The sequence below is a fragment of the Megasphaera massiliensis genome (genome assembly GCF_000455225.1).
Classification (GTDB): Bacteria; Bacillota; Negativicutes; order Veillonellales; family Megasphaeraceae; genus Megasphaera; species Megasphaera massiliensis.
The window spans coordinates 1147416-1173048 of the sequence record NZ_HF954537.1 but is presented as its reverse complement, the minus strand read 5'-3'; the positions used below and the strand labels follow the sequence as shown (position 1 = coordinate 1173048).

Annotated in this window: 30 protein-coding genes; 27 read left to right on the top strand and 3 right to left on the bottom strand. The window is 52.1% G+C overall.

Going from position 1 to position 25633, the window contains the following annotated elements; translation table 11 throughout:
- Window positions 1-270 precede the first annotated feature (270 nt).
- The 3 genes from nifJ (at window position 271) to TX77_RS08875 (ending at window position 4863) form a co-directional block, all read left to right on the top strand.
- Window positions 271-3801, top strand: a complete 3531-nt coding sequence (nifJ, locus tag TX77_RS08885) for a pyruvate:ferredoxin (flavodoxin) oxidoreductase (RefSeq protein WP_044504450.1) — start codon at window positions 271-273, stop codon at window positions 3799-3801.
- A 167-nt stretch (window positions 3802-3968) separates the two neighbouring features.
- Window positions 3969-4550: a histidine phosphatase family protein gene (locus tag TX77_RS08880; RefSeq protein WP_044504448.1), complete on the top strand. Its 582-nt coding sequence runs from the start codon at window positions 3969-3971 to the stop codon at window positions 4548-4550.
- 1 nt (window position 4551) lies between these two features.
- Window positions 4552-4863: a GNAT family N-acetyltransferase gene (locus tag TX77_RS08875; RefSeq protein ID WP_255304061.1), complete on the top strand. Its 312-nt coding sequence runs from the start codon at window positions 4552-4554 to the stop codon at window positions 4861-4863.
- Window positions 4864-4944: 81 nt separating this feature from the next.
- On the opposite strand, the gene TX77_RS08870 is transcribed toward TX77_RS08875, so the two are convergent.
- A complete protein-coding gene (locus TX77_RS08870; RefSeq protein ID WP_044504445.1) occupies window positions 4945-5541 on the bottom strand; it encodes a nitroreductase family protein in 597 nt (198 codons plus the stop codon).
- Window positions 5542-5826: 285 nt separating this feature from the next.
- On the opposite strand from TX77_RS08870, the gene rpsD reads away from it, so the two are divergent.
- Window positions 5827-6414: a 30S ribosomal protein S4 gene (rpsD, locus tag TX77_RS08865; protein WP_044504444.1), complete on the top strand. Its 588-nt coding sequence runs from the start codon at window positions 5827-5829 to the stop codon at window positions 6412-6414.
- Window positions 6415-6497: 83 nt separating this feature from the next.
- On the opposite strand, the gene TX77_RS08860 is transcribed toward rpsD, so the two are convergent.
- Together TX77_RS08860 and TX77_RS08855 are read right to left on the bottom strand one after the other, a co-directional pair.
- A complete protein-coding gene (locus TX77_RS08860) occupies window positions 6498-7457 on the bottom strand; it encodes an exonuclease domain-containing protein (RefSeq protein WP_044504442.1) in 960 nt (319 codons plus the stop codon).
- 23 nt (window positions 7458-7480) lie between these two features.
- On the bottom strand, window positions 7481-7924 hold the full coding sequence (locus tag TX77_RS08855; protein ID WP_044504441.1) for a hypothetical protein: 444 nt from the start codon (window positions 7922-7924) through the stop codon (window positions 7481-7483).
- Between the two features lie 156 nt (window positions 7925-8080).
- On the opposite strand from TX77_RS08855, the gene TX77_RS08850 reads away from it, so the two are divergent.
- The 23 genes from TX77_RS08850 to dapA all read left to right on the top strand — a co-directional run bounded on the left by TX77_RS08850 (window position 8081) and on the right by dapA (window position 25548).
- On the top strand, window positions 8081-8698 hold the full coding sequence (locus TX77_RS08850; protein ID WP_230198096.1) for a hypothetical protein: 618 nt from the start codon (window positions 8081-8083) through the stop codon (window positions 8696-8698).
- A gap of 17 nt (window positions 8699-8715) precedes the next feature.
- Complete coding sequence (locus TX77_RS08845; protein ID WP_044504439.1) at window positions 8716-9207, top strand: MogA/MoaB family molybdenum cofactor biosynthesis protein; 492 nt, start codon at window positions 8716-8718, stop codon at window positions 9205-9207.
- The gene (gene cobU, locus TX77_RS08840; protein ID WP_230198095.1) at window positions 9204-9782 is read left to right on the top strand and encodes a bifunctional adenosylcobinamide kinase/adenosylcobinamide-phosphate guanylyltransferase; all 579 of its coding nucleotides are present in this window, start codon (window positions 9204-9206) and stop codon (window positions 9780-9782) included. The genes TX77_RS08845 and cobU overlap by 4 nt, the downstream gene beginning before the upstream one ends.
- Window positions 9779-10531, top strand: a complete 753-nt coding sequence (gene cobS, locus TX77_RS08835) for an adenosylcobinamide-GDP ribazoletransferase (RefSeq protein WP_044504438.1) — start codon at window positions 9779-9781, stop codon at window positions 10529-10531. Before cobU ends, cobS begins: the two co-directional genes overlap by 4 nt.
- 110 nt (window positions 10532-10641) lie before the next feature.
- Complete coding sequence (locus TX77_RS08830; protein ID WP_044504436.1) at window positions 10642-11295, top strand: histidine phosphatase family protein; 654 nt, start codon at window positions 10642-10644, stop codon at window positions 11293-11295.
- An 8-nt stretch (window positions 11296-11303) separates the two neighbouring features.
- The gene (locus TX77_RS08825) at window positions 11304-12011 is read left to right on the top strand and encodes a pseudouridine synthase (protein WP_044504435.1); all 708 of its coding nucleotides are present in this window, start codon (window positions 11304-11306) and stop codon (window positions 12009-12011) included.
- Between the two features lie 93 nt (window positions 12012-12104).
- Window positions 12105-13172, top strand: coding sequence for a M24 family metallopeptidase (locus tag TX77_RS08820; protein WP_044504434.1), 1068 nt, complete (start codon window positions 12105-12107; stop codon window positions 13170-13172).
- Window positions 13173-13185: 13 nt separating this feature from the next.
- A complete protein-coding gene (gene efp, locus TX77_RS08815; protein ID WP_044504433.1) occupies window positions 13186-13743 on the top strand; it encodes an elongation factor P in 558 nt (185 codons plus the stop codon).
- Window positions 13744-13838: 95 nt separating this feature from the next.
- On the top strand, window positions 13839-14207 hold the full coding sequence (locus TX77_RS08810) for an Asp23/Gls24 family envelope stress response protein (protein WP_044504432.1): 369 nt from the start codon (window positions 13839-13841) through the stop codon (window positions 14205-14207).
- On the top strand, window positions 14200-14496 hold the full coding sequence (locus TX77_RS08805; protein ID WP_044504431.1) for an Asp23/Gls24 family envelope stress response protein: 297 nt from the start codon (window positions 14200-14202) through the stop codon (window positions 14494-14496). Before TX77_RS08810 ends, TX77_RS08805 begins: the two co-directional genes overlap by 8 nt.
- A 20-nt stretch (window positions 14497-14516) precedes the next feature.
- The gene (nusB, locus tag TX77_RS08800) at window positions 14517-14963 is read left to right on the top strand and encodes a transcription antitermination factor NusB (protein WP_044504430.1); all 447 of its coding nucleotides are present in this window, start codon (window positions 14517-14519) and stop codon (window positions 14961-14963) included.
- Window positions 14963-15913, top strand: coding sequence for a tRNA (adenosine(37)-N6)-threonylcarbamoyltransferase complex transferase subunit TsaD (locus TX77_RS08795; protein WP_044504429.1), 951 nt, complete (start codon window positions 14963-14965; stop codon window positions 15911-15913). The genes nusB and TX77_RS08795 overlap by 1 nt, the downstream gene beginning before the upstream one ends.
- On the top strand, window positions 15910-17124 hold the full coding sequence (gene xseA / locus TX77_RS08790) for an exodeoxyribonuclease VII large subunit (RefSeq protein ID WP_230198094.1): 1215 nt from the start codon (window positions 15910-15912) through the stop codon (window positions 17122-17124). The genes TX77_RS08795 and xseA overlap by 4 nt, the downstream gene beginning before the upstream one ends.
- The gene (gene xseB, locus TX77_RS08785; RefSeq protein ID WP_044504427.1) at window positions 17105-17347 is read left to right on the top strand and encodes an exodeoxyribonuclease VII small subunit; all 243 of its coding nucleotides are present in this window, start codon (window positions 17105-17107) and stop codon (window positions 17345-17347) included. Before xseA ends, xseB begins: the two co-directional genes overlap by 20 nt.
- Entirely contained in the window at window positions 17344-18228 is an 885-nt protein-coding gene (locus tag TX77_RS08780) for a polyprenyl synthetase family protein (protein WP_044504426.1), read from the top strand. Before xseB ends, TX77_RS08780 begins: the two co-directional genes overlap by 4 nt.
- 21 nt (window positions 18229-18249) lie before the next feature.
- Window positions 18250-19053 (top strand): TlyA family RNA methyltransferase, encoded by an 804-nt coding sequence (locus TX77_RS08775; protein WP_044504425.1) that lies wholly within the window; start codon window positions 18250-18252, stop codon window positions 19051-19053.
- Between the two features lie 10 nt (window positions 19054-19063).
- The gene (locus TX77_RS08770; RefSeq protein ID WP_044504424.1) at window positions 19064-19936 is read left to right on the top strand and encodes an NAD(+)/NADH kinase; all 873 of its coding nucleotides are present in this window, start codon (window positions 19064-19066) and stop codon (window positions 19934-19936) included.
- Window positions 19929-20543 carry a tRNA 5-(aminomethyl)-2-thiouridylate-methyltransferase MnmM gene (gene mnmM, locus TX77_RS08765; protein ID WP_044504423.1) on the top strand — a complete coding sequence of 205 codons (615 nt, stop codon included), beginning with the start codon at window positions 19929-19931 and terminating at the stop codon, window positions 20541-20543. The genes TX77_RS08770 and mnmM overlap by 8 nt, the downstream gene beginning before the upstream one ends.
- Window positions 20515-20970 carry an arginine repressor gene (gene argR, locus TX77_RS08760; RefSeq protein WP_044504422.1) on the top strand — a complete coding sequence of 152 codons (456 nt, stop codon included), beginning with the start codon at window positions 20515-20517 and terminating at the stop codon, window positions 20968-20970. The genes mnmM and argR overlap by 29 nt, the downstream gene beginning before the upstream one ends.
- A gap of 7 nt (window positions 20971-20977) precedes the next feature.
- Complete coding sequence (gene recN, locus TX77_RS08755) at window positions 20978-22660, top strand: DNA repair protein RecN (protein WP_044504421.1); 1683 nt, start codon at window positions 20978-20980, stop codon at window positions 22658-22660.
- Window positions 22661-22776: 116 nt separating this feature from the next.
- Window positions 22777-23574 carry a 4-hydroxy-tetrahydrodipicolinate reductase gene (gene dapB, locus TX77_RS08750; protein WP_044504420.1) on the top strand — a complete coding sequence of 266 codons (798 nt, stop codon included), beginning with the start codon at window positions 22777-22779 and terminating at the stop codon, window positions 23572-23574.
- Window positions 23575-23604: 30 nt separating this feature from the next.
- Window positions 23605-24642, top strand: a complete 1038-nt coding sequence (locus TX77_RS08745; RefSeq protein WP_044504419.1) for an aspartate-semialdehyde dehydrogenase — start codon at window positions 23605-23607, stop codon at window positions 24640-24642.
- A 24-nt stretch (window positions 24643-24666) separates the two neighbouring features.
- Window positions 24667-25548 carry a 4-hydroxy-tetrahydrodipicolinate synthase gene (gene dapA / locus TX77_RS08740; RefSeq protein WP_044504417.1) on the top strand — a complete coding sequence of 294 codons (882 nt, stop codon included), beginning with the start codon at window positions 24667-24669 and terminating at the stop codon, window positions 25546-25548.
- Window positions 25549-25633 lie beyond the last annotated feature (85 nt).

Below are 25633 nucleotides of genomic sequence, written 5' to 3'. Positions count from 1 at the left end.
GACCTTTTGTGACATAACTATCACAAAAGGTCCTCTCTTTTGGCATAAATATGCCTGCTGCGGCAGACTTCCAGAGTGGACGTACCATTTCAACTATTTACGTAGTGTTTACGTAAAACGTATAACTATACACGTATCGATGATAAAATGGCATTAACACTATGCTTGACTTTTATAGCTCCAACGACTATACTAAAAGCATAGAAACGTTAAACGTTATACGAGTCCGGATTAAATTTATGTTCATTTTAAGAAAAGGAAGTGTACTTTATGATTAAGCAAATCGTAAAAACTTTGGATGGTAACGAAGCTGCGGCACACGTGGCCTATAACTTTACCGAAGTCGCAACTATTTACCCGATCACTCCGTCGTCTCCGATGGCTGAACACGTTGACGTATGGGCAGCCAACGGCCGTAAGAACTTATTCGGCCAGACCGTTAAGTTGGTTGAAATGCAGTCCGAAGCCGGTGCTATCGGTGCCGCTCACGGCGCTTCCGAAACGGGCAGCCTCTGTACCTCCTTTACGGCATCTCAGGGCCTCATGCTGATGATCCCGGTCATGCACCGTCTGGCCGGTGAATTGAAACCGATCGTCCTGCACATCGCAGCTCGTACGGTAGGGACTCACACCATGTCTATCTTCGGTGACCATTCTGACGTTATGGGCTGTCGCAACACCGGTTGGGCCATGCTCTGCAGTGCCAGTGTTCAGGAATGTGCTGACCTCGCAGCTGTCGCTCACTTGGCAACGATCAAAGGTCGCGTACCGTTCATGCACTTCTTTGACGGGTTCCGGACGTCTCACGAAATTCAAAAGATTCAGATGCTGCCGGCCGAAGAATTGGGCAAATTGATCGACCGCAAAGCACTTTATGATTTCAAACACACGGGCCTCAACCCGGAACATCCGGTCATGCGCAGTACCGTTACCAACCCGGATATGTTCTTCCAGTCCCGCGAAGCTAACAACCTCTGGTACCAGCGTCTGCCTTACATTGTTCAGGACTACATGGATCAGATCGGTGAACTGACGGGCCGTCCGTACCATCTCTTCGATTACTACGGGGCTCCCGATGCTGAACACGTCGTCGTCGCTATGGGTTCCGTTACCGGCGCAATCCAGGAAACGATCGATAAACTCAGCAAAGACGGCAAGAAAGTCGGCTTCCTCCAAGTACGTCTCTATCGCCCGTTCTCCCTCGAACACTTCATGAAAGCTATGCCGGATACGGTTCGCACGATTACCGTTATGGACCGCACGAAAGAACCGGGCGCCTTGGGCGAACCGCTTTACGAAGATGTTTGCGCTGCTGTATCTCACATTAAACAGGACGTTACTGTTTTAGCCTGTCGCTATGGCTTGTCGTCGAAAGACGTTCCGCCGGCAGCCATCAACGCCGTATTCAACAACATGGAAGCCCTCCAGCCGAAGAACCACTTCACCTTGGGCATCATCGATGACGTAACCCATCTCTCCATGCCGGATATCCCTATTGCCGTCGATACGGAAGGGACGATCAGCTGCAAGTTCTGGGGCTTCGGTTCTGACGGTACTGTCGGTGCCAACAAGAACTCCATCAAGATCATCGGCGATAATACCGATATGTACGTCCAGGCTTACTTCGAATACGATACCAAGAAATCTGGCGGCGTTACCAAGTCGCACCTGCGCTTTGGCACCAACCCGATCCGGGCTACGTACTACGTAAAAGCGGCGGACTTCCTGGCATGTCATAAACAGGCTTACATGGACACCTATGACATCGTCAGCGAAATCAAAGAAGGCGGCATCTTCCTGCTCAACTGCAACTGGGATAAAGCGGACGTCGCCAACCACCTGAGCAACAAGGTTAAACGCCAACTGGCTGCAAACCACGTAAAATTCTACATCATCAATGCGACTAAGATTGCCGAAGAAATCGGCCTCGGCAGCAACCGTACCAATACGGTCCTCCAGGCAGCCTTCTTCAAACTGGCTAACATCATGCCCATCGATGATGCCGTTAAACATATGAAAGACGCTATCGCTAAGACCTACCTTGCGAAAGGCGAACAGGTCATCTCCATGAACCAGGCAGCTGTCGACCGTGGCATCTCTGACCTCGTCGAAGTCGAAGTCCCGGCAGAATGGAAAGACCTCCCGTCCGATCCGGTCGTCGAAGATACGCGCAATATTCCTGACTTCATTAAGAACGTCGTCGAACCGTCGAACCTTCAGATTGGCGATTCGATTCCGGTCAGCGAATTCGTTCCTTACGCTGACGGTTCCTATCCGCTGGGCACGACGCAGTACGAAAAACGCGGTGTCGCTTCCAAGGTTCCTGAATGGGATGTCGACAAGTGCGTTCAGTGTAACCGCTGCGCCCTGGTCTGCCCGCATGCTGTCATCCGTCCGTACCTCTTGACGGCTGAAGAAAAAGCCAACAGCCCGGAAAGCTTCAAGACCAAAAAAGCCATCGGCAAAGGCCTCGAAGATTATGAATTCCGCATTCAGGTTTCGCCTCTCGACTGCTATAGCTGCAGCGCCTGTGCAAACGCTTGTCCGGCTAAGGCTCTGACCATGAAACCCCTCGATACCCAGCGTCATGAAAGTGAAAACTTTGACTATGCCCTTACCTTGTCGGTAAAAGAAACGGGCCTCGATAAATTCTCCGTTAAAGGCAGCCAGTTCAACCAGCCGCTCCTCGAGTTCAATGGTGCCTGCGCCGGCTGTACCGAAACGTCTTACATGAAGCTTTTAACGCAGCTCTTCGGATCGCGCATGATCGTTGCCAATGCAACGGGTTGTACCCAGGCTTGGGGCTCTGCTATGCCGAGCATTCCGTATACGACGAACCACGAAGGTTTCGGTCCGGCTTGGTCGAACTCGGTCTTTGAAGATAATGCTGAATTTGCCCTCGGTATGTCCCTTTCCATGGATCAGCAGCGCGAAGCAATCATCCTGAAATCGGAAGAACTCCTGCCGCTGACGGAAGGCGCTCTCCACGATGCTATTAAAGCTTGGCTCGATTCTATCGGTGTTGCCAACGAAGGTGAAGTTACGGAAGGCATCAGCCGGACGTACCTCAAAGAATTGATGGCAGCGAAGCTGACCGGCAAAGCAGCTGACCTTCAGAAAGACATCTTGGCTCATAAAGAACACGTCATCAAGAAGACGATTTGGATGTACGGCGGCGACGGCTGGGCTTATGACATCGGTTACGGCGGTTTGGACCACGTCATGGCTACCAATGCCAACGTCAACATCATGCTCGTCGATACGGAAGTTTACTCCAATACGGGCGGTCAGTCGTCCAAGGCTACACCGATCGGTGCTGTCGCTCAGTTCGCAGCTTCGGGCCGTAAGTTCAACAAGAAAGATTTGGGCCGTCTGCTCATGACCTATGGCCATATCTATATCGCTCAGGTCGCTCTCGGCGCTGATGCCAACCAGCTCATCAAAGCCGTTAAAGAAGCTGAAGCTTACAACGGTCCGTCCATCGTCATCGCTTACGCACCGTGCATCAACCACGGTATCAAAGGCGGCATGGGCAACGCTCAGAATGAAATGAAACGCGCCGTAGAAGCCGGTTACTGGCACCTCTACCGCTACAACCCGCTCCTTAAGGAAGAAGGAAAGAATCCGTTCATCCTCGATTCCAAGGAACCGACCCAGTCCTTCCGCGATTACCTCCTCGGCGAAACGAGATACGCAGCCCTTACGCGTACCTTCCCGGAAATTGCCGAAGAACTCTTTGCCAAGGCCGAAGAATTTGCTGCTAAGAAATACGAAGTATACAAAGAATTGGCCGATAAATAATGTTTGCACGACTATAGATTTGCTCAGTCTATAGATTCACGCTCAAAACCATATACATACCCCAAGGCGAAGGCTGCTCCGGCAGCCTTCGTTTTGTATGGGGCTCCTTTTTCCTTCCAAAGAACGCACAGTTTGTGATACAATGAAACAGAAAGCAGGTGGTTACTATGAAGAGGATATGGCTCATCCGCCATGGCGAGAGCATTGCCAATGCCGGTGAAGCGACGGACGATCACAAAAGTATTCCTCTGTCCGAATTGGGACTGAAACAGGCTCAGGCCCTGGCCCTGCAAATACCGAAACAGCCGGATCTCATCGTGACCTCACCGTATCTTCGGGCACAGCAGACGGCCATGTATACTATCGGCCGATTTCCCGATGCGGCCACGGGGATTTGGGATGTCGTCCATGAATTTGTCTATTTGGCGCCGGCCACTTGTGTCGGGACGACATCGGCCCAGCGGCGGCCCAGAGTCATCGACTATTGGCGTAATCTCGATCCCGATTACGTCGATGGAGAAGGGGCCGAAAGCTATCGAAATCTCATCGAGCGCATTCAGCGGACACTGGCCCTTTTGAAGCGGCGCCCGGAAGAATTTATTGTAGTCTTTACCCATGCCCAGTTCATACGGAATTTTCTCTTAGTCTATGAAAATCCGAACCTTCCCGTCGAGGAGTATATGGCAGCCTTCCGGCGCAGCCGTTCGGTCCGCAACGGGCAGATCATCGAGGTTACCATGAACTGGTAGGTTGGTTTTTCATCATCCCTTGCGAAAGGAGTGTTTTAACATGGAATTACAATACAGTGACCATAAGATTTGGATCGAAAATGAACAGGGAAAGGTCGTCGGTGAAGTCGATTTTGTCCAGCGTGATGACGGCAACTATGACATCGTCCATACTTTCGTCGATGACAGCCTGCGCGGCCAAGGGGCTGCCGGAAAATTGGTCAAAGCCGCTGCCGATGAAATCCGTAAGCGCAATAAAAAGACGGCGACCAGCTGCACCTATGCCCAAGCTTGGTTTAAGCGCCATACAGAGGAACAGGATCTCTTAGGATAATAAACGACGATAACGAAAAAGGCTCCCTGCCTGGCAGGGAGCCTTCTCTATGTTATGATGGGAGAGTGAGTGATATGCGTCTTATTTGAAAATCTTGACCCGTTCTTCAATGGGAGCCTTTTCGATCGGATCCGGTTTCTGTAAGGGATGGCCAAAGGGCATCTGAGCGATGAGTTTCCATTCTTCCGGCACACCGGTCAATTTTTTGACTTCATCGTCGATGAGGGGATTGTAATGCTGGAGGTTGACACCTAAGCCGAGGTCGGTAAGGGCGGTCCAGATGGCGAACTGCATCATGCCGTTAGCCTGCTGCCCCCAGATGGGGAAGTTCTGTGCATACAGCGGAAATTGGTCGGCCAATTTTTCAACGATGGAGATATCGTCAAAATAGAGGACTGTGCCGTACGCGGCGGCAAAGGAATTGATTTTTTCTTCCGTTGCAGCGAAATTAGCTGCCGGTACGATGCCGCGAAGGGTATCCATGGCGATCTGCCAAATCTTATCGTGGGTTTCACCGAAGGCGACGACGACTTTGCCGGACTGCATGTTGAAAGCCGACGGGACTTCGCGGACCATGTCTTCAATCGTCTTTATAATCGTTTCCTGGGAGATAGAAACGTCTTTACTAAGAGCATAGTTTGTGCGCCGATTGGTAACGGCTGTCGTGAAGTTATTCATAAGGCACCTCCTGAGTTTTATTAATTAATAATGAATCTCTTTTATTTTAAGCTAGTATAGCATCTTGTACGATATAAGTCAAGATTTCTTCGGAATTTATGAAGATACCTTTCTTTTTTTGATAGGGTGAGCTATACTTTTAGCGGCAGCTTTTTGGAGGCCTGGAAACCGGTCGGAAAAGACGCCCCAAGCCACTTGACAGGCCCTATGCCCCTGTGGTAACATTAATACATTGCGTGAGCAAAATTTATTTTTTTGAATTACTAATATGAGGTGATGTAGAAAATGGCAACGAGGAGAGACCCGCGTTTTAAGGAATGTCGCCGGTTCGGAGTTAATGTGTACGGACACCCTAAGGCATTAAAACGCGTACGTAAAGATCAGCGTCAGAAAAAAATGTCTGAATATGGCACACAGTTATTGGAAAAACAGAAACTTCGCGCATACTACAATTTGCTCGAACGTCAGTTTGTCCGTTATTATGATAAAGCCAAGAAGATGGAAGGCGTAACGGGCCAGAACATGCTGAAATTGCTGGAATGCCGTTTGGATAACTTAGTATACCGTATCGGTTTTGCTAACTCTATCCGCCAGGCACGCCAGATGGTCAACCACGGCCACATTTTGGTCAATGGCAAACGCTGCGATATTCCGTCGGCACACGTAAAAGTTGGTACGGTTATCACATTGAAAGAAGATTCCCGTTCGAACGAAATGTACAAGAAATCCTTCCAGGAATTAAAAGCATTCGACGTTCCCTACGTTGAAAAGAATTTCGATGGCTTCGAAGGCACCCTTACCCGTATGCCTGAACGCGACGAAATCCCTGTAGAAATCAACGAAACACTGATCGTCGAATTGTACTCCAAATAAGAACTATTTGAGTATGATAAAAAAAGCGTTGTCTTTCAAAGACAGCGCTTTTTTGATGTGCAAAATAAGAATTCGGTTTGAAGTCAGTCGGCCTGTTCTAATAGAGCAAGGCCTTTGTCGACGGCGTAGTAGGTGCCGGATTGTTTTCCCGCGGTGATGCATCCCGTGTCGACCAGGTCTTTAACGAGAGCCAAATCCGGTTTTTCCGGGGCCGCCATTTCTTCCGGCGTACCTTCTTCTCGTTCGACGGCGGCGATGTAGGCCGCTTTTCGATCGTCATCGGTCGGTTCTTTTTCGATGTAGGTCAGAGACGGCAGGTAGAGAGGATAGTCTTTCTTGGCCTCCAGGAAGAATTTCCCAATTCCGATGGCCTGGCTGAGAAGATTGCCTTCCTCGGTCTTGATGTCCATTTCATCGCAGATGTTTTCGATCTTATTGGAAGAGAAATGGTAGTATTTTTTGGCGGCTTCCATCGTGTCGGCATAGCGGAAGGACGGGGCCTTGATGCCGTAAATGTGAAGGGCATGGGTCAGGCAGCCCAGGACGAAGGGGGCGTTGTGGGCGATGAGGGTCTTGCCTTCGATGAGTTTTTCAAGACCGGCCTGCCAGTATTCGCCGAACTCATCGGCTTTAGACAAGTCTTCCCAGCGATGTCGGCCTCCCGTAGCGGACAAGTTGTTTTCAGGCGGACGGATGTAGAAGTACCGCGTGTCTTTTATCTCGCCCTTATCAAATTCGGCCAGAGCCAGGAGACAGATGGAGTAAGGCTGCTCATTGGCAAGCTCGATGGCGATACTCGTAAAGTGCTGGGGGAAGCGGCGGAGTTTTCCCTTTTCGACAAGGGGATACTTGTAGTAGCCCTTTTCCGGTTTGATGTCGTATTGGTGGAGATTGTCGACTTTTACGTGGACCTTGGTCACCAGGTCTTTTTCATACTTTGCCTTGCGCCGCTTTTTTCTAAGGGCCGACGTCAGGGAGTAGAGAACGGCGCCGATGAAGATGATGGTAGCGACGGTGGTTACGATGTGGATGATGGAATCCATAACTATCAATCCTTTTCAGTGTATTATTCTTGGAAAAAATTCATGTTGTAGCAGGCTCGGAAGGCACGATTGGCTGCATTGCCGTTGGCCGAGAGGCGGTCTGTCGTCTTGACTTCCGGGTTAGCCAGGGCCAGGGTAGACAGGATGTTACCGGCAGGGTCGTAGCCGACGTCGCCTAAGGTCTGCGTTTTTACCGATTGGGATTTAAAATTGTAGAAAAAATTGTTATCATATCCTTGTAAGGTATTGTTGGCATAATCGTACGTCACGACCGTCGCCCGGATGATGTAGTACGGCGGATCGTAGCGAACGGATTGAATCGTATTCATGTCGATGTACGATTCCGTCGTATCGTCGTGGCCGACTTGGACGAAGCGGGGATTGTTGTCGAGAAAATTATTCGCCGATGCGAAAAGGGTCAACAAAAAGAAGAAGGAGACGGCAAGACTGGCCGTTTTTTTGAACATAAGGCATACTTCCTTTCTGGCCTTTTTAGAAAGGCCGTATTAGCTATAAATATATTATATAGGAATTGACAGACAATACAAGAATATATATTGTAGAAGTAGGAGTTTAGACAGATCAGGTCGAATACTATAAGTATAGAGGTGATAATAGTGGATGTGATATACATTGGACTGCCCTTTGTCTTTTGGCAGGAAGATGAATCGAAACACGGGCTGGATATTCACGTGACCGAAGGGTTCCAAAAAATAGGGTTTCACGTCTATCCGCTCAACGCCGGCGACAATGCGGAAGAGATTTGTGCGGCTTACAACCTGCATACGTCTTTTGTCGAAGAAGAAGCCGATATTGCGCCGACGGAAGAATTTATTTCGGAACACGTCTTATGGGAAGATTTCCCCTTGCTGTATATTTCGGAAGCGGCGGCGACGTCAGAAGATGAATATACACAGTTCGTCTTCCATACGGCGGAACTGGCTCGGGAAAACGGACTCATCGTGGCGGCAGAAGTTGCCGAATGCGACGAGGATGAAGACGATCCCTATCCTTGGCGGGCTATGGCGACCGTCCTTTGGGCTCACGGGGATATCTTGCCGACGGGCAGTCCGAAGTGTGCCGTCCGACTGGCAATCGGAACGGGAATTACCGTGTCCGACGGCAACGAAGAGCGGCACTATGACAAGCAAGTTGTCAGCGAAATGTTTATTCCTTATTTTCTCCAGGGACTCTTAGAAGGACAAGACCCCTTTTCCATCGCAGCATCGTACGAGTCCTGAGTTAGGAGGGTTTTACTTTGAATCACAAAAAAACAGAAGAACACCCGTTGCGGGCAGCCATTCTTACCATCAGCAACAGCCGTACCTTTTCCGACGATACGAACGGATTGCTCATTCAATCGCTGTTGGCACAGCACGGCCACCAAGTCGTCGACTATCAGATCGTGAAGGACGACCGGGCCGAAATTGAACGCCATCTCCATGAATGGGTATGCAGTGTTGACCTGGTCATTACCAGCGGCGGTACGGGGATTGCCAAACGGGACGTGACCGTTGAGACCGTGGAAGCCCTCTTCGATAAAACGATTCCGGCCTTTGGCGAAATGATGACTTACTTTGCCTATCGGCGGGTCTGCGGCGTTCAGGCTATGGCCTATCGGGCGACGGCCGGCATCATCCACCAGTGTCAGGTCTACTGCCTGCCGGCCCTTCCCAGCCTGATTAAAATCGGCATGGAAAAAATCGTCCTGCCCGAAGTGTTCCATCTGTATTCGGAAATCAAGAAATGATGAGGAATTCGAAACTGGTATTGGTAACGGGCGGGGCCCGGAGCGGCAAGAGCGACTTTGCAGAGCGCTATGCTGCGGTCCTGCCCGGCCGTCATGCCTATGTGGCGACGGCTTTCGTTTCTGACGATGAAATGGCCCGGCGAATCGCCCTTCATCGGAAGCGCCGGCCGGCATCGTGGGCGACTTGGGAAGTTCCCCGTCACTTGCCCGACGTCGTCGACGACCTTTGTAAGCAGGCCGATGTCGTCCTCGTCGACTGCCTGACGATTTATTTTTCAAATTATCTGTGGGACCATGACGGAGAGAGTGACGATGTTCTCCTGGATGGGGCTCTGACGGAGCTTAGGACCATCTTGAAGGCCTTTCGAAGGGCCGGTGTAACGGCTGTTTTGGTTACCAATGAACTGGGAAGCGGCATCGTGCCCATGGAGCATGTCAGCCGTCTCTATCGGGATATTATGGGCCGCATCAATCAGGAAGCGGCCAGCGAGGCCGATGAAGTCTACGTGTCGGTCTGCGGCATTACGACGGAATGGAAGCATCGGGCCGTGATCCTGCCGGAGGTGAACCCATGAAAGCCTTTCTGATAGCCCTGCAATTTTTATCGCGGATCCACCTGGCGTCGCAGGATGTTTGGACGGACGAAGACTTTGGCCGTTCAGTGATGTTCTTTCCTCTCGTAGGCCTTATCATCGGCCTTTTATTGGCCGCCTTGTACGGCGCTTTGTCGTTTATTTTGGATCCTTTTGGCCGCGCCGTCTTGGTCGTGGCCTTTTGGTTCTACGTGACCGGGGGACTCCATGCCGATGGCTATATGGATACGGCTGACGGTCTTTTTTCCGGCCGCAGCCGGGAACGGATGCTGGACATCATGAAGGACAGCCGCGTCGGTTCTGGCGGCGTCATGGCCTTCGTCTTTTTGGTCCTTTTAAAAGTGACTTTTTTGAGTCAGCTCGAACCGAAAGCCGCTGTCTTCAGCCTCGTGGCCATTCCGGCAGCAGCTCGGTTCGGAACGCTGATCAGTATTTTCCAGTTTCCCTATGCCCGTAAAGAGGGACTGGGAAAGGCCTTCGTGACCTATGGTCCGCCCTATACGACGGCGAAGGCCTTGATGCTGGCTCTCTTGCCCGTATTCCTTTGCGGGCCTTTTTATTTGGCCCTCTTAGGGTCGGCCATGATCTTGTCCCTATGGGTGAACCACGGCATCAGCCGAAAACTCGGCGGCGTCACAGGCGATACGTACGGCGCCGTCATCGAAGGCAGTGAAATGGTTTTGCTTCTTCTCGTCGTTATCGGTAGCAAGGCCGTTCATTTCCTGTTATAATATCTATGTCTCTCGCTTGGGACGGCGCTTATTTTCCGGCGTCCGTCCTTTTTGTAAGGATGGGACGACACGAAGCTTTTTAGATGAATTTTCGATAATGGAGGATATTCATGATTACATTATATTTAGCGCGTCACGGTGAAACGGACGGAAATGTACAGCAGTGGTACCAAGGTTCTACCGATGTACCCATCAATGCCCACGGGCTGGAACAGGCCAAACACCTCGGTGACTTTTTCAGCCATACCCACCTCGATGCCGTATACAGCAGTACCCTCCAGCGGGCCATGGCCACGGCGGAATGCGTAGCGGCGCCGCACGGCTTGTCGGTCATCCCAGATGAATCGTTGAAGGAAGCCGATTTTGGTGAATGGGAAGGCCATACGTATGAAGAGATTACGACCAAGTGGCCGGGCGAGCTGGAAGCGGTCTACGCGTCAGACGGGACCTTGCCGGCTCGGGGCGGCGAATCGTTCTGCCAGGTCCGGGATCGTATTTTAAAGGGAACCCGAGACATCCTGGCCAAGCATAAGGACGGCGACAGCGTGTTCATCGTCTCCCACGGAGCGGCCATCCGCTGCCTCCTCTTCGGCCTTTTAGGCCTCGATATGCGCCGTATCTGGTGCTTCCAACAGTTCAATACGGCCTTCAATGTCGTCGAATATTACGGCGACCGCAACGTCTTGACCCTCCTCAACAGCACCCGTCATTTAGAAGGTACGGCCGGCTATCTGCCCCAGTGGGACAAGATGCCTTCTTTATAGGAGCGCCTATGGGAAAGGCGATGCGTCTCGATAAACTCCTGGGCCATACGGGCTGGGGGACGAGAAAGGAATTAAAAGACTTATGTAAGAGCGGTCAGGTCACGATAAACGGTGCCATCTGCCGCGACAGCAGTCGTAAGGTCGATCCGGAAGCGGACGTCGTCGCCGTCGGCGGAGAGATTGTATCTTATGAAGAATATATTTATCTCATGCTCTATAAGCCTGCCGGCGTCGTGTCGGCTACGGAAGACAACGTGTCGCAGACGGTCTTGGATCTCCTGCCGCGCCGGTATCAGGGAAGCCGCCTGTTTCCCGTCGGCCGGTTGGATAAAGATACGACGGGCCTCTTGTTTTTGACCAATGACGGAACCTGGGCCCATGGCATTACGTCGCCGAAGAAACATCAGCCCAAACGCTATGAAGCCGTCGTCGAAGGCGATATTCCCTCTGATATAGGGGAACGCTTCGCTTCTGGAATCGTCCTTTCTGACGGTCTCGAATGCCTGCCGGCAACTGCGGAAAAGACGGGGGAACACACCATTACCGTCGTCGTTGAAGAGGGAAAATTCCACCAGGTAAAACGCATGTGTGCTGCCGTCGGACTTACGGTGACGGCACTCCATCGCCAATCTATCGGTCCGGTCTTTCTCGACGAAGGGCTGCGCCCCGGTGAGTTTCGTCCGCTCACGGATGACGAACGAGACAGCTTATCGTGATAATGGAGAATATATCCTTTTGATTTTTTTCCTTTTCAGGCAAGATAAAATATGGTATTATAAAATATGATTGAATTAATATAAGGTGATAGTATGATAGAACAACGAATTGCCGATTTGCGTGCCTTCCTCGAAGCACACGATGCCGACGGCGCCATTATCGTTCAGCCCGAAAACCTGCGTTACTTCAGCGGTTTTACCGGCGGCGAAGGGGCCTTGGTCATCGGCCTTGATAAGGCCGTACTGTGGACCGATTCCCGGTATACGGAACAGGCCGCACAGCAGTCGGGCTCGTGGTATGACATCGAAAATCATCAAGGGGCCTTGGCCCGCTCCATACGCCAATCCCTGACGGAGATGGAAATCGGTGTTGCGGCCTACGAAGAAAATTTTCTGACCCATTATTTATATGAAGCCATTGCCGACGGGGCCTTCTGCGGCTTCCTGCCCTGCGATTTGACCCATCTTCGGGCCGTCAAAGAATCGTACGAACTGGAAGCGACACGCAAAGCAAGTCAGATCGCCGACAAGGCCTTTTCGGACCTCCTGCCTTACATCAAGCCCGGCGTTACGGAAAAGGAAATGGCCGCCAGACTTGAAAGCAATATGCTGCTTCTCGGGTCTGAAGAAAAATCTTTTACGACGATCGTCGCCTCGGGCAAGCGCTCGGCCATGCCTCACGGTACAGCCAGCTCCAAGGTCATTGAAAAGGGCGATTTCGTTACCTTTGATTTCGGTGCCGTTTGGGATGGGTATCATTCCGATATTACCCGTACCGTCGTTGTCGGCAAGGCGACAGAGGCTCAAAAGGATTTCTACAATCTCATCTTAGAAGGGCAGCAGATGGGCGTATCGCTGGTAAGAGCGGGGAGCTCCTGCCGAGCCATTGACTATGCCGTTCGCAATTATTTTGCCCGCTATCACGTCAGTCAATATTTTACCCATTCCCTGGGACATGGGACGGGGCTTGAAATCCATGAACAGCCGGTGCTGTCACCTCGCTCGACCGGTGTCTTACAAGAGAATATGATAGTCACGGTCGAACCGGGACTGTACATAGAAGGCAAGTTTGGCGTCCGCATTGAGGATTCCGTTGCCGTAACAGCCGACGGCTGTGAAATTTTAACCAAAACACCCAAAGAATTGATGGAGCTGTTATAGGAGGAGTTTAGACATGATTACAAGTAATGATTTCAGACCAGGCGTAACGATTGAAATCGACGGCCAGGTATGGCAGGTTGTTGAATTTCAGCATGTAAAACCGGGTAAGGGCGCTGCCTTCGTACGCGCTAAGATTAAAAACCTCGAAACCGGTGCCGTTATCGAACGCACATGGAATGCCGGCGAAAAGGTTCAGGACGGCCACGTCGACCGCCGCCAGATGCAGTACCTTTATGAAAATGAAGGCATGTACTGTTTCATGGATAATGAAACGTATGAACAGATTGAATTGAACAAAGATGCCTTGGGTGATGCAGCTAACTTCCTCAAAGAAGAAATGAATGTATCGGTCATGATGTTCAAAGGCAAGGTCATCGGCATCGATTTGCCGGCTTCCGTTGAACTTAAAGTCATCGAAACCGACCCCGGCGTCCGTGGTGATACAGCTACCGGCGGCAGCAAACCGGCCACGCTTGAAACGGGTTATGTCGTCAAAGTACCGCTCTTTATCAATGAAGGCGAAGTTCTCCAAATCGATACGAGAACCGGCCAGTATATCGGCAGAGCTTAAGGTTAACGGATTACCGTGTTAGCCGCTAGCATAGGGTATTCAAGGGGCTTCGCGCGTGCGACAGCCCCTTTTTTTGGATGAAAGAGGTGATGTCCATGGAAACGACAGAAGTCAATGAATGGGGGAGTATTCACATTTCCCAACAAGTCATTGCCGCCATTGCTTCGCTGACGGCGGCCAAGGTTCCGTCAGTCGCTGCTTTAGGAACGAATATTGCCGATGCGGCGGCTGAAAAACTGGGCCGGACACGGCCTAATCACGGTGTCGATGTCTCCATTGACGGACAGGTGATTGAGTTGACCGTCCGGCTGCTCATCCGCTATGGCTGCCGCATCCCTGACGTCGCCTTGGAAGTCCAAAAGACGGTCAAAGACGCCGTTGAAAAGGTGACGGCCTGCCCCGTTGCGGCCGTTCACATCATCGTCCAGCAAGTGGTTTTCGAGGAGGCCGGTCAAGATGGATGACAATCAGGACTTTGCTTATGCCGTCAGTGATAAGGCCCTGCGCAACATTGCCGAAACGGCGGCCAAAGACGTGGACGGCGTCACGGCCGTGACCCGCTGCAGTGTTTCCGTAAAAGACGGCAGTGTCTCCCTTCGCTTGGGCATCCGTGCTGTCTATGGTGTTAACCTGCATGAGTTGGCCCTCGCCATCCAAAAGTGTACCGCCGGGGCTGTGCAGGATATGGCCGACCCGAAGGGCCTTGATATTTCTGTTACTATAGAAGATTTGGTACTGCCGCCGGCAGATTAGTTACCAACAGGAGGTTTTTTGTGAGCAGACATAAAGCGCGCCAAGAGGCGCTCGAACTCTTATATTCCCGTGAATTTCACGAAGAAAACGACATTCAGTACCACGAACATGAAATCATGGAAAGCGATTTCATCACGACGGATATGCTGACTGAAGACGGTCCGGAACTCAGCGAATCGGAACGGCATACGTACAGCCAGTACCTCGTCGAAACGACGACGGCTCATCGTGCTGAATTGGACGACATCATCCGTCCCTTCGTCAAAGGCTGGGAAATTGAACGGATGAACCGCATCGACCGCAATATTTTGCGCTTGGCTCTGTGCGAACTGGTCTACCCGAAAGAAACGTTGGCGCCGTCCATTGTACTCAATGAAGCCATTATCCTGGCCAAGGAATTCAGCGGCGATAAGTCGGCGAAATTCGTCAACGGCATCCTCGGCGCCTACGTAAGGTCGAAAGACTGATGGATACCTATCTCGGTATCGATACCAGCTGCTATACGACGTCCCTGTGCCTGGTCGATGAAACCTATGGCGTCGCTGCTGATGAACGGATCATCCTGACGGTTCCCAAAGGCGGCCGCGGCCTGTCCCAGTCGAACATGGTCTATCAGCATACGCGCAACCTGCCGGTTCTCTTTGAACGGGCGGCAGCAGTACTGAAGACGCGCCGGATTCGGGCTATTGCCGTGACCGACCAGCCACGGCGCCGGGACGACTCGTATATGCCGGCTTTTTTGGCAGGCCTCGGGTATGCCCGGGCTCTCTCGGCCGTCTTACAGGTACCCTTATACCGCTTGAGCCATCAGGAAAATCATTTGCTGGCTGTTCTTCGCAGTTTGGGGAAAATCGAAAAAGAGCCTTTTTACGGTATCCATCTCTCTGGCGGTACGACGGAGCTCGTCCGAGCCGTTGCCGACGATAAAGGCCTTGACATCACCCGCATCGGCGGTACGAGCGACATCAGCGCCGGCCAGTTCATCGACCGCATGGGCGTCGCCATGAATCTGCCATTTCCGGCCGGTGTCCACGTCGATAAGATGGCACAGTCGTTTTCGGGAACCCTCAAAGGAGCCTCGGTCTTTTTTAAAGACGGTGAAGTCAGTTTTTCCGGTCCCGAATCACAGGGTCAGCGGTTTTTAAAGGACGGGGACGCCGATATACCTCGACTCTGCCGCTGGACGCTGGCTACGGTTTGGAGGGGACTTCATCGCCTCCTCGATTACGCCGTCTCTGACGGCATGACCCACCTCGTCGCGGCCGGCGGCGTCATGTCCAATGCCTATCTGCGCCAAGAACTGGGCACATACTGCCAAAAAAAGCACATCCGACTCGACCTTGCCGAGGACGGATTCAGTGCCGACAATGCTTCGGGAGCTGCTTTTTGGGCGGCCCTACAGGAAGGGAAGAAATGATGAAATATGCATCGGTTACGGACGTCGTCCGCCGCATTAAAGAGGATATACAGAAGGATTACCGACTGCAGAGCATTGCCATGGAAGGCAACGTCATCGGTTTGAAGCAGGCATCTAACGGCCATTATTATATGAATATCCGCGATGAAGCCTGTTCTCTACGGGCTATTGTCTTTCGCAGTCGGGTTACGGCTGCCGTAAGGGCCCTGCGCGAAGGGGATCACGTCGTCGTCATCGGCGCCGTCAACGTCTATGAAAAAGGCGGCGCCCTGTCCTTTATCATTGAACAGCTCTTTTCCCAGGGGACGGGATCCCTCCAGGCTCAGTACGAACAGATTAAGAAAGACCTGGAGGCCAAGGGCTATTTCGACAGTTCCCATAAAAAAGAACTGCCTCGCTTTCCCTGGCGCATCGGGGTCCTGACTTCAGCGACCGGTGCCGTTCTCCATGATATCCGCCGCATTGCCGGAGAAAGAAATCCCTTTGCCGACATCGTCCTCCGACCCATCCCCGTCCAGGGAGAAGGCGTCGATAAGACCATCGCCGCTGCCATCGATGAGATGGGCAAGCGAAAAGACTTGGACATTCTCATCGTCGGCCGCGGCGGCGGATCGATGGAAGACCTGTGGTGCTTCAACAGCCCGGCTGTCGTAAAGGCCATCTATGGGGCTAAGGTCCCGGTTATTACGGCCATCGGTCATGAAACGGATACGACCTTGGCCGACTATGCCGCCGATGTACGGGCGGCGACACCGACCCATGCGGCAGAACTGGCTTTTTTTGATTTTGAGGAAGCCCAGCTCGACTTAGCCGCCTTGGCGGAACGGGCCTATGACATCATCGTGCGGCGTATCGACAGTGAAAAGCGCCGCGTCGACGCCGCGGCCGGCCGGCTTAACCTGCCGCACTATGAACGCTTTTTGGAAATGAAAAAGGCTCAATTGGCCTTGCTCATGGAAGGTGCCGGCCATCAGTGGCAGCGGCAGCTCGAACAAGGACAGAGTAGAATTCTGGCCTTAAAAGGCCGCCTGGACGGCCTGAATCCGGAAAACCTCGTGCGCCGCGGCTACGGCCAGCTCGTACAGGACGGAAAAATCATTACCGCCATCGACAGCGTAGCCGCCGACAAACCCCTTGAAATACAGCTCGTCGACGGTACGATTGTGACAGACGTGAAAGAGGTGAAGCGATATGGCAAGAACGACGGATAAACTGAAAAATTTTGAAAGCAATTACGAGAAACTGGAACAGCTCGTCCGCGACCTCGAAGCGCCGGATTTGACGCTGAAACAGTCCCTCGATTTATATGAAAAGGCCGTTAAATTGTCCAAGGACTGCGAAGACGCCTTGGATTATGCCCGCCAGAAAGCAGCGGCCATGGTCGATAAAGGCGACGAAACGGCTGATGTGGCAGAAGGAGTGCTGGACTTATGATGTTTAAAGACTATTTGAACGATAAAAAGAATCATATCGAAACAGTCCTTAAACAGCTTCTTCAGACGAAGCAGCCCCAGTTTGGGACCTTGTATGAATCGATGAATTACAGCCTCATGGCCGGCGGCAAACGGATCCGCCCGGTTCTCATGTTGGCGACGATCGAAGCCTTGGGGCATGATGCGGCGCCTTATACGGAAATGGCCTGTGCCCTGGAATGTATCCATACCTATTCTTTGATTCACGACGATTTGCCCTGCATGGATAACGATGATCTGCGCCGGGGCAAACCGACGAATCACGTTATGTACGGGCCGGGCATTGCCACTCTCGCCGGTGACGGCCTCTTGACCTTTGCCTTTGAACTCCTGGCTCGTCAGAAGGACATGGATCCGGATAAACTGAACCGCTGTATTGCCGTCATTGCCGAGGCAGCCGGTCCTTCCGGCATGGTCGGCGGTCAGGCCTTTGACCTGGCGTCAGACGGCAAGATGGAAATCGGTCGGGAAGGGATGGAACTCCTCCATCGTTCTAAGACGGGAGTCATCTTCAAAGCGGCCATCGATATGGCGGCCATCGTTTCTGAGGCCGAACCGGCCGTCCGAAAGGCCCTCGATGAATACGCGACCTATATGGGACTGACCTTCCAGATTACCGATGATATCCTCGATGTCGTCGGCGACGAAGCCCTTTTGGGAAAACCCGTCGGCAGCGACCTTAAAAACGACAAGGCGACGTATGTCACCATATTTTCCCTCGAAGAAGCGCGGAAAATGGCGCGCGATGCGGCTGATAAAGCCGTTATGGCCCTTGAACCCTTAGGGGACAAGGCCTGGTTCCTGAAGGAACTCGTCGAACACCTGCTGACCCGGGTCCATTAATGATAGGAGAGGTAAGATCGTATGCAGCATAAAGAAAGACTGGACGTACTCCTCGTCAACCGCGGCTTGTCTGAAAGTCGGGAAAAAGCCAAGGCTACCATCATGGCCGGCCTGGTTTTCGTTGACAATCAGCGCGTCGATAAGGCCGGTACCAAACTGGCCGACGACGTAGAAATCACCGTCAAAGGCAATCCCATTCCCTACGTCGGCCGCGGTGGCCTGAAATTAGAAAAAGCGATGGAAATATTTCCCATCGACCTTACGGGAAAGACGATGATGGATATCGGCGCCTCGACAGGCGGCTTTACAGACTGTGCCCTTCAGCGCGGCGCCGTGAAAGTCTTTGCCGTCGACGTCGGCTACGGTCAGTTGGCTTGGAAACTCAGGACCGATGAGCGCGTTGTCAATATGGAACGGACCAATATCCGCAACGTCACCGTTTCCGATATCGGCGAGCCCGTGGACTTCATTTCCATCGACGTCTCCTTTATTTCCCTCCTCAAAATCATGCCGGCCGTCGTGCCCCTTCTGGCACCGGGCGGCGTCATGGTATCCCTTATAAAACCTCAGTTTGAAGCCGGGCGGGAACACGTCGGCAAGGGTGGTATCGTCCGCGATATCACCGTCCATCGTGACGTCATCCGCCGCGTCGTCGACGGCATCGCCGAAAACGGGCTGTCGCCGCTGGGGCTCACGTTTTCCCCGATAAAGGGGGCCGACGGCAATATCGAATATCTGTTGTACAGCCGTAAAGATGAACCTTGTCACAACGATATCACCGATGACGTCGTCGAAGATATTGTCGGTAAATCTCATGAAATGTAGGTGATTTCTCATGCGTATCGGTATTTTTCCGAACCTTGTTAAACGCGAAAGCGCAGCGATCGTCAAAGAACTCATCCGGATTTGTGAAGCCCGGGGTCTTGAATACTACTTGCCGGCTTACGTCAGTGAGAGCTGTCAGCCGGCCTATCAGGAAATTGCAGCCGACCATTTCCGGCCGCGAATGACGATTTACGACACCATCGATATCGCCATGGTTCTCGGCGGCGACGGGACGATTCTTAAGATGGCCAATAAATTTGCTTCGGCAGACGTCCCCATTTGCGGCATCAACCTCGGTTCCTTGGGGTTCCTCTATGAAGTCGAAACGCGGAACCTCGAACAGCGTCTGGACGATATCCTGGCCGGAAAATATTTCCTCGAAGAACGGATGATGCTCCATGCCGATCTGTGCTACGAAGACGGTATGATTCAGTCTCTTCCCGATGCCTTAAATGATATCGTCATCGGCCACGGAAATGTCGGCAAATTGATCCGCGTCGACCTCAGCATCAACGGTCATTTTATTCAGCAGTATCCCGGTGACGGCCTCATCGTATCGACGGCGACGGGCAGCACGGGTTATACGTTTTCGAGCGGCGGCCCCATTGCAGCGCCGAGTGTGCCCTGCATCATGGTAACGCCAATCTGTCCGCATCTGCTCCTGAAAGTACCCCTGGTCCTGCGCGACGACGATCAGATTTCAGTCACGTCGGCCCACAGCCGCAACAGCGTCCGCGTCTCCGTTGACGGCGTGATGGATCAGGAATTGATGGGCAATATGACCCTTGAAATCCGAAAAGCCGATCACGTACTGAAACTGATTCGTTTTAACCAAAATTATTTTTATAGTAATTTATTTACTAAGATGATGGGAAATGATTGATATGTATCCATTCCGCAATGCCGTTACGGTATCGCACATGCTCCTCGATCCCTATGTCCGCCGGGCCGGAGTGATTGTCGATATGACCTGTGGGAACGGATATGATACGGCTTTTTTGGCAAAACTCATGCCGGCCGATGCCGTCCTCTATGCCTTTGATATACAGCCCTGTGCCGTTGAACGGACGAAACAGCGGCTTCTGGAAGAAAAGCTGACCGACCGCGATGTCCGCTGCCAGTGTGGCTCTCATGACGAACTCTTGGAAACGGTCCCTGACGGCATCGATGTCATGGTATTCAATTTGGGCTATTTGCCGTCCGGAGACCATCATATCCATACGGATTATGAAATAACACTAAGGGCTCTAAAAATAGGCTTGAATAAAATTGCGATAAATGGGATAATTATAATAGCAGCTTATCCCGGTACTGAGGCCGGCGCTCAGGAAGAAAGAGCGCTGCAATCATTTTTGAAGGACGTACCCCAAGGGGCCTTTCACGTCTCGTCGTGGAAACCCGTCAATGAGGTCCACTGTCCGCCCTTATTATATGTCGTACAGAAGAGAGGGAAAGGTCATTATGAAAAGATTTCGCTACACAAAGATTAAAGAGATTGTCCAGTCCAGACCGATTGAAACACAGGAGGAATTAGCCAAGGCACTGCAGGAAGAAGGCATTGAAGTCACCCAGGCGACGGTGTCTCGTGATATCAAAGAACTGATGCTGATCAAGGTCCCGACCAGTGACGGCCATTATCGCTATGCTTTGTCGCCGGAACAGAACATGCTCATGTCCAAGAACCGCATGGCCCGTCTCTTCCAGGACTCCATCGTCCGCGTCGATTCGGCTTACAATCAGATCATCGTCCATACCCTGCCGGGATCGGCCAACCATATTGCCGCTGCTATGGACCATGCCCGCTGGGAAAACGTCATCGGTACCTTAGCCGGCGACGACACGGTCCTGCTCATTGTGAAAGACACAGAAACAGTTCCTAAATTGATTAAATTGATCGTATCGTTGATGAAGGAATGAGGTTCTTATGCTGCAGTCCCTGCACATTCATAACTTTGCGCTGATTGAAGACCTGCATTTGGACTTAGAGGACGGAGTGACGATTTTTACCGGCGAAACAGGGGCCGGCAAATCGATTCTCCTCGACGCCATCGGTATGTTGGCCGGAAAACGGGCGTCGGCCTCCTTCGTCCGCCACGGCACCGAGGGCTTTCTCGTCGAAGGCTCGTTCTTTTTTGCCGATATGCCTGCCGAATTGGCAGCCCTTTTGGCAGATAATCACATCGAAGTTGACGAGGGACAGCTCATCATTTCCCGGCAGTTCCAGCGCAGCGGAAGGGGGACCATTCTGGTTAACGGCACCTTGGTGCCGACGGCGGTCCTGCGCCGCGTAGGCGATTATCTTCTCGATATTCACGGCCAGTTTGACAACAGCCTCATCTTTAATCCTGCCTATCACGTCGCCATTTTAGACGGCCTCAATGACGACGTCCGTAAGGCCAGAGAAACGTATGACGAGCTCTATGGCACGTGGCATAAAACGGAAGGGGCCATCAAGGCCCTGCGCCGCGATGAAGGCGAAAAGGCTCGGATGCTCAGTATCCTGGCCTTTCAAATCAAAGAAATCGAAGGGGCGGAGTTAAAGGAAGGCGAAGACGATGAGCTTGAAGGAAAGATCAATAAGGCGTCCCATGCGGAACACCTGAAGGATAATCTGCGGGATGCCATCTTTGCGTTAGAAGGCGGCGAGCGTCAGACCGGGGCTATCGAACAGTTAGAGACGATTCACCGCAGCCTCGAGAAGGCCTCGACCTACGACGATACCTTCAGTGCCTTGTCAGGAAAGGTAGAAACCTTGTCCTATGAAATCGAAGATATCCACGATGCTCTTCTTCGCTATGCCGATTCCTTCGACTTCGACGAGCACGCTTTGGACGCCATGCAGTCTCGCATGGCAGCCATTGAAAAATTAAAGCGCAAATACGGCGTCACCGTGGCTGACATTTTGCAGTTTTTGGCCAAAGCCAAGGAAGACTATGAACGCCTTGACCAGTCGGAAAGCCACTTGGCAAAACTCGAGGCGCAGCTGGCGAAAGAAGCGGAGGCTGTACGGCATCAGGCAGGGGTTTTACTGGATTTGCGCCATAAAGCCGATGCCCGGTTCAGCAAGGTTATGACTGAGACCTTAAACAAGCTCGGTATGCCCAATAGCCGCATTGCCTTCCACATAGAGCCTATGAAGGAAATTTCACCGGACGGTGCTTCCGGCATTGAACTTTATTTTTCGGCCAATACGGGGGAAGCTATGCAGCCCTTGGCAAAAATTGCCTCCGGCGGTGAAGTCTCGCGTATTGCCTTGGCCTTGAAGACGACCGGGTCCGGCCAGGATGCCGATAAGACCATGATTTTCGATGAAATTGACGTCGGCATCAGCGGTCAGACGGGCCTTCAGGTCGCCGACCATATCCGGAAACTCGCCGGCCGAGGACAGATTTTCTGTATCACCCACTTGCCGCAGACGGCGGCCATTGCCGACCACCATTTCTTCATCTATAAGAAGGAAGCCGACGGTCGGACGGTCACCCAGGTACGCAGCCTTTCTGACGGTGAACACGTCCTTGAAATCGCCCGCATGTTTGCCGGCAACGATACGACAAAAGCCAGTATTGAAGCGGCCAGACAGATCGTACAACAGGTGAAGGGATCGTAAGGCAGCCTTCGAAGTGACAGATACAGGTTGACGAATGTCCGCGATAGGTATATAGTTAAAGATAATTTTAAAATAAAAATACGCTATCAAATCATAAAACTACAGGGGGAATCAATATGCTTCGTGTATTAGTAAATGGGGCAGACGGCCGCATGGGAAGCCAGGTCGTCAAAGCCGTTTTTGAAGATCCGGAACTGACCGTCGCCGGCGGTGTCAGTATCGACCACGTCGGGGAAGACGTCGGCGAAGTCGCAGGTATCGGTCATTTAGGCCTTGCCATCGAAGGCGATTTTGCCAAGGCCCTTGACGATATTAAGCCGGACGTCGTCGTCGATTTTACGACGCCTGCCGTCATTTTTAAAAATGCTAAAACCTGCATAGCTCACGGCATCAACATGGTCGTCGGTACGACGGGACTTACGGCCGAACAGCGCCATGAGCTCCATGCCCTGGCTTTGGAAAAGAAGACCAGTATCTTCATTGCACCGAACTTTTCCATCGGCGCCGTTTTGATGATGAAGTTGTCGACGGAAGTCGCGCCCTATCTGCCGGACGTTGAAATCATCGAGCTCCACCACAACAATAAACTCGACGCTCCGTCGGGGACGGCCATCATGACGGCTGATAAAATCGATGAAGCGCGGAAAGCTGCCGGTGTTAAGGCAGCTCCGGACAAGACCCATGAAAGCCTGGACGGGGCCCGCGGTGCTTCTGTTGCCGGCATTCCCATTCACAGTGTCCGTCTGCCGGGATACGTAGCCCACCAGCAGGTCCTCTTCGGGGGATACGGCGAATTACTGACGATTCGTCACGATTCGATCGACCGTAAATCTTTCATGCCCGGCGTCATCTTAGCCGTTAAGAAAGTAAGCTCCCGTCCGGGACTCGTCTTCGGGCTGGAAAACTATTTATAAATAAAGAACCATGAGGAAAGGAAGTTTGTTATGACGAAAGAACCGGTAGTAGCGATTTTAGGTGCCACAGGTGCCGTAGGCCAAGAATTTATCCGCCTGATTGAAGAACGAAAATTCCCGTACAGCCAATTGAAGTTGTTGGCATCCCACCGTTCGGCCGGCAAGAAGTTGACGGTCAATGGCAAGGAATATACCGTTGAAGAAGCCAAGCCGGAATCCTTCGATGGGGTAGATATCGGACTCTTTGCCGGCGGCTCGGTCAGTAAAGAACTGGGACCGGAAGCGGCGAAACGCGGCTGCGTCGTCATTGACAACTCCAGCACTTTCCGCATGGATCCCGACGTCCCCTTGGTCGTTCCCGAAGTCAATCCGGACGATATAGCCCTTCATAAGGGCATCATTGCCAATCCGAACTGTTCGACGATTATCATGCTCATGGCTTTGAAACCGATTCATGATCTGTCGCCCATCAAACGGATCATCGTCAGCACCTATCAGGCTGTGTCCGGTGCCGGGAAAGAAGGGCTCGACGAACTGCGCGAAGAAACGGAAGCTTTCTTAGCCGGTCGGGAGATGGAACCGAAAATCTTGCCCAGCAAGAGCCTGCCGAAGCACTATCCCATTGCCTTTAATCTCATTCCGCAAATTGATAAGTTTGTAGAAGACGATTATACTAAGGAAGAAATGAAGATGGTCAACGAAACGCACAAAATGCTTCATGACGACTCTATTGCCATTACGGCGACGACAGTCCGCGTGCCTGTTTTCCGCAGCCATGCCGAATCGATTTACGTAGAAACGGCTGATGAATTGACCGTCGATGCCGTTCGTAAAGCCATCGATGCCTTCCCAGGCGCTCAGGTTCAGGACGATCCGGCAGCGATGGAATATCCTATGCCTTTATTTACGTCGGAAAAATACGACTGCTACGTCGGCCGTATTCGCAAAGATTTATACAATCCGAAGGCGGTCAACCTCTGGGTTTCCGGCGACCAGATCCGCAAGGGTGCAGCCCTCAACGCCCTGCAGATTGCCGAATATATGCTGGATCACGATATGATTCACTGAGATCACGATGGGAGATGAATCTTTATGTTAACCTTTCCGAATATCATCATTGCTATGATAACGCCTTTCAATCAGGACGGTTCCGTCAATTATGAAGCCGCTGTCGAACTGGCTAAGAAGTATGCCGACGAAGGTTCGGGCATCCTCCTTGGTGCTACGACCGGTGAAGGAGCCGTCATGACCGAAGAAGAAAAGCTCAAGCTTTTTAAAGTCGTTGCCGACGAATTGAAAGGCAAGACCCTTATCATGGGCAATGTCGGTACCAATAATACGGCTGAGTCCATTGCCATCGCTAAAAAGGCCGAAGCCACCGGTGTCGATCTCTTGCTGTGCATCGTACCGTATTACAATAAACCGAACCAGGACGGCTGTTACGCCCACTTTGCAGCCATTGCCAAGGCGACGTCCCTGCCGTTTTTCATCTACAACGTACCGGGCCGTACCGGCGGCAGTATCGAACCGGAAACGGTCTGCCGACTGGCTCGTGACTATGACAACATCATCGGCCTCAAAGACGCCAGCGCCAGCCTCGACTTCGCCGGTTACGTCGCTGCCAATGCTCCGGAAGGCTTCCACCTTTACAGCGGCGAAGACAATTTGACCCTGCCTATCGTTGCTGTCGGCGGCGAAGGTGTCATCACCGTTGCCGGCCACGTCATCGGTAAGGAAATGGATGCCATGATTCAGGCCTATAAAGACGGCGACGTCAAAAAGGCCGCTGCCCTTCATCAGAAATACCTGCCCTTCATGAAAGGCGTCTTCTGCACGGTCAGCCCGGTTCCCATTAAGACCATGGTCAATATGCTCGCTTTTCCCGCCGGCCCCCTTCGCCTGCCTTTAGTCGAAGCCAATCCGGAAATCCGCGAAAAATGCCAGCAGTACTTGAAAGATATCGGAAAATTATAAGTATCTTCGATCCCTTCGCTTCGTGCGGAGGGATTTTTTTTGACGGTTTTCTGTAAAAAGGGTATAAAAAAAGCTCACACAAAAT

What these genes read in the sequence shown, in the direction of transcription:
- nifJ (WP_044504450.1), top strand. Translation starts at nt 271, where the DNA reads ATGATTAAGCAAATCGTAAAAACTTTGGATGGTAACGAAGCTGCGGCA.
- TX77_RS08880 (WP_044504448.1), top strand. Translation starts at nt 3,969, where the DNA reads ATGAAGAGGATATGGCTCATCCGCCATGGCGAGAGCATTGCCAATGCC.
- TX77_RS08870 (WP_044504445.1), bottom strand. Translation starts at nt 5,541, where the DNA reads ATGAATAACTTCACGACAGCCGTTACCAATCGGCGCACAAACTATGCT.
- rpsD (WP_044504444.1), top strand. Translation starts at nt 5,827, where the DNA reads ATGGCAACGAGGAGAGACCCGCGTTTTAAGGAATGTCGCCGGTTCGGA.
- TX77_RS08860 (WP_044504442.1), bottom strand. Translation starts at nt 7,457, where the DNA reads ATGGATTCCATCATCCACATCGTAACCACCGTCGCTACCATCATCTTC.
- TX77_RS08855 (WP_044504441.1), bottom strand. Translation starts at nt 7,924, where the DNA reads ATGTTCAAAAAAACGGCCAGTCTTGCCGTCTCCTTCTTCTTTTTGTTG.
- cobU (WP_230198095.1), top strand. Translation starts at nt 9,204, where the DNA reads ATGATGAGGAATTCGAAACTGGTATTGGTAACGGGCGGGGCCCGGAGC.
- cobS (WP_044504438.1), top strand. Translation starts at nt 9,779, where the DNA reads ATGAAAGCCTTTCTGATAGCCCTGCAATTTTTATCGCGGATCCACCTG.
- TX77_RS08830 (WP_044504436.1), top strand. Translation starts at nt 10,642, where the DNA reads ATGATTACATTATATTTAGCGCGTCACGGTGAAACGGACGGAAATGTA.
- TX77_RS08825 (WP_044504435.1), top strand. Translation starts at nt 11,304, where the DNA reads ATGGGAAAGGCGATGCGTCTCGATAAACTCCTGGGCCATACGGGCTGG.
- TX77_RS08820 (WP_044504434.1), top strand. Translation starts at nt 12,105, where the DNA reads ATGATAGAACAACGAATTGCCGATTTGCGTGCCTTCCTCGAAGCACAC.
- efp (WP_044504433.1), top strand. Translation starts at nt 13,186, where the DNA reads ATGATTACAAGTAATGATTTCAGACCAGGCGTAACGATTGAAATCGAC.
- TX77_RS08810 (WP_044504432.1), top strand. Translation starts at nt 13,839, where the DNA reads ATGGAAACGACAGAAGTCAATGAATGGGGGAGTATTCACATTTCCCAA.
- TX77_RS08805 (WP_044504431.1), top strand. Translation starts at nt 14,200, where the DNA reads ATGGATGACAATCAGGACTTTGCTTATGCCGTCAGTGATAAGGCCCTG.
- TX77_RS08795 (WP_044504429.1), top strand. Translation starts at nt 14,963, where the DNA reads ATGGATACCTATCTCGGTATCGATACCAGCTGCTATACGACGTCCCTG.
- xseA (WP_230198094.1), top strand. Translation starts at nt 15,910, where the DNA reads ATGATGAAATATGCATCGGTTACGGACGTCGTCCGCCGCATTAAAGAG.
- xseB (WP_044504427.1), top strand. Translation starts at nt 17,105, where the DNA reads ATGGCAAGAACGACGGATAAACTGAAAAATTTTGAAAGCAATTACGAG.
- TX77_RS08780 (WP_044504426.1), top strand. Translation starts at nt 17,344, where the DNA reads ATGATGTTTAAAGACTATTTGAACGATAAAAAGAATCATATCGAAACA.
- TX77_RS08775 (WP_044504425.1), top strand. Translation starts at nt 18,250, where the DNA reads ATGCAGCATAAAGAAAGACTGGACGTACTCCTCGTCAACCGCGGCTTG.
- TX77_RS08770 (WP_044504424.1), top strand. Translation starts at nt 19,064, where the DNA reads ATGCGTATCGGTATTTTTCCGAACCTTGTTAAACGCGAAAGCGCAGCG.
- mnmM (WP_044504423.1), top strand. Translation starts at nt 19,929, where the DNA reads ATGATTGATATGTATCCATTCCGCAATGCCGTTACGGTATCGCACATG.
- argR (WP_044504422.1), top strand. Translation starts at nt 20,515, where the DNA reads ATGAAAAGATTTCGCTACACAAAGATTAAAGAGATTGTCCAGTCCAGA.
- recN (WP_044504421.1), top strand. Translation starts at nt 20,978, where the DNA reads ATGCTGCAGTCCCTGCACATTCATAACTTTGCGCTGATTGAAGACCTG.
- dapB (WP_044504420.1), top strand. Translation starts at nt 22,777, where the DNA reads ATGCTTCGTGTATTAGTAAATGGGGCAGACGGCCGCATGGGAAGCCAG.
- TX77_RS08745 (WP_044504419.1), top strand. Translation starts at nt 23,605, where the DNA reads ATGACGAAAGAACCGGTAGTAGCGATTTTAGGTGCCACAGGTGCCGTA.
- dapA (WP_044504417.1), top strand. Translation starts at nt 24,667, where the DNA reads ATGTTAACCTTTCCGAATATCATCATTGCTATGATAACGCCTTTCAAT.